The organism is Rhizobium sp. CF142, assembly GCF_000281145.1.
Taxonomy (GTDB): Bacteria; Pseudomonadota; Alphaproteobacteria; order Rhizobiales; family Rhizobiaceae; genus Rhizobium.
Genome location: NZ_AJWE01000070.1, coordinates 1 through 5,173, shown reverse-complemented (window position 1 = coordinate 5,173; position 5,173 = coordinate 1). Strand labels below are relative to the sequence as shown.

Sequence of the window (5,173 nt, the reverse complement as noted above, 5' to 3'; positions counted from 1 at the left end):
AGGCTCGCCGCCGAGCCGTTTCACCTCTTCGATCTGCGCATTATAGACCTGAAGGTCGAAATAATGGTCGGTGCCGGTAGCGCTGATGGCAATCCGCTTGCCCTTTAGGGAAAGCCCTTCGTCTTCGGCCCTTGCGGCGGGTGCGGTCAGCATGCTGGCGCCGGCAAAGGTCGCACCGGCTACAGCCGCTAGCTTCAAGATTTCGCGGCGTCCGAAGCCGCCTCCAAGTCCTTCATTCATAACGATACCCTCTCAATTTGATAGTCTGTAAATTATATAGATTTTAAGATCATAAGAGGTAAGTTATTCCAAAAGAACGAGGCCGCAGGAAATTTTCTAAAGGCATATCCTAGCTTCAGCGATCGCTGTTGCGGCCGAGCCCATAGGTCAGGGCAAGTGCTCCAACGAGCACAGCGCCCTTGACGAAATCCTGCGCGTAATAGGGCGCGTTCAGCATCGTCAGGCCGTTGAGCAGTACGCCGACGAAGACAGCGCCGGCTATGGTGCCGAGCACGTTGGGGCGACGCAGGTTTAGAACGGCAAAGCCGATCAGCGCGGCTGCGACCGAGTCCATCAGCAGCGAGCCGCCGGAGGAGACATCGCCGCGCCCGACACGGGCGGCGATCACGATGCCGCCAAGGGCTGCCAGGGTCCCCGAGATGACATAGGCAAGAGTCTTCAGCCGTGTCGTGGAGGCGCCGGCAAGCCGCGTCGCCACCTCATTGCCGCCGGTCGCAAAAAGCAACCGGCCGATGCGGGTACGTTCGGTCAGCACGAAAAGGACGATGGCGACAACGGCCATCAGCACGACGGAAATCGGTAGCGTGCCTAGCAAGCTGTAACGGCCGATCAGCAGGAAGGCCGGATCATAGGCGCCGGTCGCCTTGGAACCGTCAGGCAGGACAAGGCCCGCCGAGATCGACCGCCCGGCGGTAGGGATGAGCTGCAGGCCCGACAGCAGGAACATCATGGCGAGTGTGGCCAGCAGATCCGGCACACGCAAGCGCACGATCAGCAACGCGTTGATGAACCCGACTGCCGCACCGAAAGCAAGCACCAGCGGCACGGTGGCGAAAACATCGAGATGCCAGACGATCATCGCATAGCTCGCAGCCATGACGCTTGAGGCGGCTACTGCACCGATCGACAGATCAAAGCCGCCAACGGCAAGTGTCACTGTCACGCCGGCACCGAGGATCGCGACAACCGACACGGCCTGCAGGATGCTCATCAGGTTACCGATGTTGATGAAGGCGGGTTGGGCGATGGTGAAACCGATCACCATCAGCCCGAGCAGGATGAACACCGCGCCGGCGCGCAGAAAGCTGCCGAGTGCCAGGGTGCGGCTATCCTGGCTGCGGCTCTGCGGGGCTGTGCTGGTCTTTGGCAGGGCCTCTTCGTCGATGGTCGTCATGCGGAAATTTCCTGTGGAGCTGAAGAAGAGGCGATGTCGGCGAGATCAGGCAGCAAGCTGTGGTGGTCGATCGTCAGGATGCGGTCGGCGACCTCATAGGCCTCTTCGGGATCGGATGTGGCGATCAGCGTCGCCCGGTCGGTGCGCGCCCGGATCGCCTGGATGATGTCATGGCGGGCGCCGACATCGACGCCCTGGAACGGTTCATCGAGCAGCAGCAGCCGGCTTGGCTCCGCCTCCCAGCGGGCGATGACCGTCTTCTGCTGGTTGCCGCCCGACAGTGACCAGATCGAAGCGAGCGGACCGGCGGCTTTGATGCCGAGCCGGGAAATGGCCTGCTCTGCCTCGCGTCGCTCGCGGCCGCCGAAAAGCAAGCCGCTCGGATACCATTTGGCAAGATGCGGCAGGCTAATGGTAGCCGCGAGCGAATTGCCGGGCCACGCGGCCGGCATCAGCGAGGAGCGATGGCGATCTTCTGCCGCCATGGCGACGCCGGCGGCAATCGCCTCGCCCGGCGATTTCGGCCGGTAAGGCTTGCCGTCGAGCTGCATCGTGCCATCAGCTAGGTCTCGAACGCCGAAGATCGCCGACAGCAGGCGGCTTTTGCCGGCGCCAAGCACGCCGGTAATGGCGACGACCTCGCCTTCGTGCAGTGTCAAGTCGAAGGGCTTGCTTGACGGCAGGAGGCGGATGCCGTGCATTTCGAAAACAGCTGAGCCCGTCGCTGGGCGGGCATCCGGCCGTGCTGCTTCAAGCCTGCGGCCGATCATCGTTTCAATGGCGCTGGAAAAGTCGATCGGCCGGTTAAAGCTGCCGACGATGCGGCCGCCGCGCATGACGAGCGCTCGATCTGCGATCGCCTCGAGATCGGCAGTCCGGTGCGAGATATAGAGGATGGCAAGGCCTTGCGCCCGCAGGCTGAGCAGGATGTCAAACAGGCGCCGGCTCTCGTCTGCCGAAAGGCTTGCGGTCGGTTCGTCGAGGATCAGCAGCTCGGCTTTGTTGGCAAGCGCCCGGGCGATAGCAACCAGCTGTCGGTCGGCCGCGGTCAAATCGCCGAAATCCCGGTCGAGCGGCAACGAGAAGCCGGCAGCATCGAGCATGGCACGCGCTTCGCGCCGGACGCTTGCCCGGGAGAGAAGAAAAGGTGTGCTGCCCTCCGCGAAGCGATGCAGCAGCAGGGCGTCGGCAACGGTCAGTCCCGCCGATCCAACAAGATCCGTCGATTGGTGCACGGTGACGACACCGGCCTTTGCCGCCTCGGCCGGCGTCTTGGGTGAGAAAGACCGGCCATTCAGGCTGATTGTGCCCGCGTCTGCAGCAAGTACGCCCGAGACTATTTTCACTAGCGTCGATTTGCCGGCGCCGTTTGCGCCCATCAGCGCGACGATCTCGCCTCGTTCGATAGAGAAATGGGCGCCGGAAAGGGCACGAGTGGACCCGAAACTGCGGGTAATATTGTCAACGTGAAGGAGCGGCATCGGGCATATCCGGGTCTGCTTTTAAGCTGCAATATTGGCCCGATGAACGCCTGAACTTCGAGGCAAGCCTTTCCTGTGGTCGCATGGTGATGGGAACAAAGAATCTCCTGAACCGGCAAAAATCGGATCATTAAATCTACTAAAAACATAGAGTTTATATCTAATAATTTCATGCGTCGCAGGGAGCTGCCAACCTGTCAGACGACGCTCCCGATTGACTAGAGGATCGCGACGATGAAATCCCTCGCACGGCTGGCGCTCTCTGCAGCCGCAATTTCTTTTACTCTCTATCAGACTTCCTTTGCCGCTGGTCTCAACGGCGCTCCGGCCCCCTTCGACAAGGGCGGCGTCAAGGTGGCGCTGATCAGCTACATCTCGGCGGGTGACTTCTTCCAGGCCTATCAGGCCGGTGCGGAAGCCCAGGCCAAGGCACTCGATATCGACCTGCGTGTGTTCCCCGGCCGGCAGGATGCAGCCGAGCAGCGTGAGCAGATCCTGCAAGCGATCAATCTTGGCGTGGCCGGCATCGTCGTCGATCACGGCCTGCCGGAATCGCTCGGCGATGTCGTCCAGCAGGCGCTGGACAAGGGCATCAAGGTCGTCGCCTTCGACGTCAACCTCAACAATCCCAAGATACCGCAGGTGGAACAGAGCGACCATGAGCTCGCTCAGCTCGGGCTCGAACAGGTCGTCAAGGATAACGGCAAGAGCTTCAAGGCCGGCTATGTCTATGTCGCCGGTTTCGCGCCGCTCGACCGCCGCAACGAGGTCTGGGATAAGTTCAAGTCGGAGAATTCCGGTGTCGTTGAAAAAGCCCGCTTCGGTAACGTCAGCGACACGACCGCGACCTCGACGGCCGATCAGGCCAAGGCCGCGCTGACCGCCAATCCCGATATAAGCGTTGTCTTTGCGCCTTATGACGAGTTTGCCCGTGGCGTAAAGCTTGCCGCCAATGACCTCGGTATATCGAGCAAGCTGAAAATCTATTCGGCCGACGTCTCCACCGCCGACATTCAGGAGATCGTCGAAGAGGGCAGCCCGTGGGTTGCGACCGTCGCCACCAACCCGGCTGTCGTCGGTGCCGTCTCCGTCCGCGCCGCGGCTCTGCAGATCGCCGGACAGGATGTCCCCCATCAGATCACAGTCAAGCCGACGCTGCTCACGCAGGAAAGCCTGCGCGCCGCCGGCGTCAAGACGATCGAGGACTTGGCGCAGAAAATCCCGGCCTTCAGTACAAGCGACGCGGCAACCGCTAGCTGGATCCCGGACAAGCTTTTCTAAGCTGCCTGCCTCGATCTTCCGGCGGGGGTTGTGCGGCCCCCGCCGGCCCATTTTTTCAGGAAATCGGAGTTTCGACCCATGAGCCAGTCCAATGTCGTCTTCGCGACCAATCGCAGCACGACGCGAGAGGACCTCTTTGCCCGCGCCGAGGATATCTCGACCGATCTCTCCAGACGCGCCGCCGAACTCGACCGCGACGGTCGTCCGCCGCTTGCCGAGATCGTCAAGCTGAAGAATGCCGGCCTGCTGAATGCCCTGCATGATCAAAAGATCGGCGGCGGCGGCCTTGATTGGGTGGATGGCTTGCGGCTGGTACGTATCCTCGCGCGCGGCGAAAGCTCGATCGGCCAGCTGCTCGGCTATCACTTTGTCAACAGCCAGTACATTTACTGGGCGCTCGAGGAAGCCCGTGCTCATGCGCTGGGTACCGAAACCGTTGCGAAAAACCTCTACTGGGGTGCTGCCGTCAATCCGCGCGATCCGGGTCTTGTGCTCACTCGTCGTGGCAACGGTTATGTGCTGAACGGGCGCAAGTCGTTTTCCACCGCCGCCCATGTATCTGATTATATCAATGCCAACGCCACGCTCGACGACAAGATTGTCGGTTTCGCCGTGCCGACCAACCGGCCCGGCTATCAGGCCAATGATGACTGGGACAATTTCGGTCAGCGGCTCTCCGACAGCGGCAGTGTCGAATTCCACGATTTCCCTGTTTATGAGGAAGACTTCGTCGGCGCACCGGCTGCTCCCGATGCCGCTCCGCCGGTGCTTTCCACCTTCAATACGCCGCTCATCCAGCTTGTCTTCGTCAACTTCTATCTCGGCAGCGCCGAAGGCGCGCTTGAGGCTGCCGTCGAATACGTGCGCACGACGACGCGCCCATGGGTCACCTCGGGCGTCGAGCGGGCTACAGACGATCCCTATATCCTGGAGCGGGTCGGTGAGTTCACCGCCGCGCTGAAAGCCTCTGCGGCCCTGGCAGATGCGGCCGCCGCCG

Annotated in this window: 4 protein-coding genes and 1 pseudogene; 2 read left to right on the top strand and 3 right to left on the bottom strand. The window is 61.6% G+C overall.

The window, feature by feature from the left end:
• The 3 genes and pseudogenes from PMI11_RS15610 to PMI11_RS15600 form a co-directional block, all read right to left on the bottom strand.
• Positions 1-240, bottom strand: a pseudogene (locus PMI11_RS15610) (sugar ABC transporter substrate-binding protein); the annotation flags it as partial.
• A 115-nt stretch (positions 241-355) separates the two neighbouring features.
• The gene (locus PMI11_RS15605; protein WP_007818604.1) at positions 356-1,414 is read right to left on the bottom strand and encodes an ABC transporter permease; all 1,059 of its coding nucleotides are present in this window, start codon (positions 1,412-1,414) and stop codon (positions 356-358) included.
• Complete coding sequence (locus PMI11_RS15600; RefSeq protein WP_007818603.1) at positions 1,411-2,895, bottom strand: sugar ABC transporter ATP-binding protein; 1,485 nt, start codon at positions 2,893-2,895, stop codon at positions 1,411-1,413. Before PMI11_RS15600 ends, PMI11_RS15605 begins: the two co-directional genes overlap by 4 nt.
• A gap of 234 nt (positions 2,896-3,129) precedes the next feature.
• On the opposite strand from PMI11_RS15600, the gene PMI11_RS15595 reads away from it, so the two are divergent.
• Positions 3,130-4,176, top strand: coding sequence for a substrate-binding domain-containing protein (locus PMI11_RS15595; RefSeq protein WP_007818602.1), 1,047 nt, complete (start codon positions 3,130-3,132; stop codon positions 4,174-4,176).
• 78 nt (positions 4,177-4,254) lie between these two features.
• A partial coding sequence (locus PMI11_RS15590; protein ID WP_007818594.1) for an acyl-CoA dehydrogenase family protein occupies positions 4,255-5,173 on the top strand: 919 nt, incomplete at its 3' end.

Bases quoted from the DNA above. Each gene is read 5' to 3' on its own strand.
- PMI11_RS15605 (WP_007818604.1), bottom strand. From the start codon at position 1,414: ATGACGACCATCGACGAAGAGGCCCTGCCAAAGACCAGCACAGCCCCG.
- PMI11_RS15600 (WP_007818603.1), bottom strand. From the start codon at position 2,895: ATGCCGCTCCTTCACGTTGACAATATTACCCGCAGTTTCGGGTCCACT.
- PMI11_RS15595 (WP_007818602.1), top strand. From the start codon at position 3,130: ATGAAATCCCTCGCACGGCTGGCGCTCTCTGCAGCCGCAATTTCTTTT.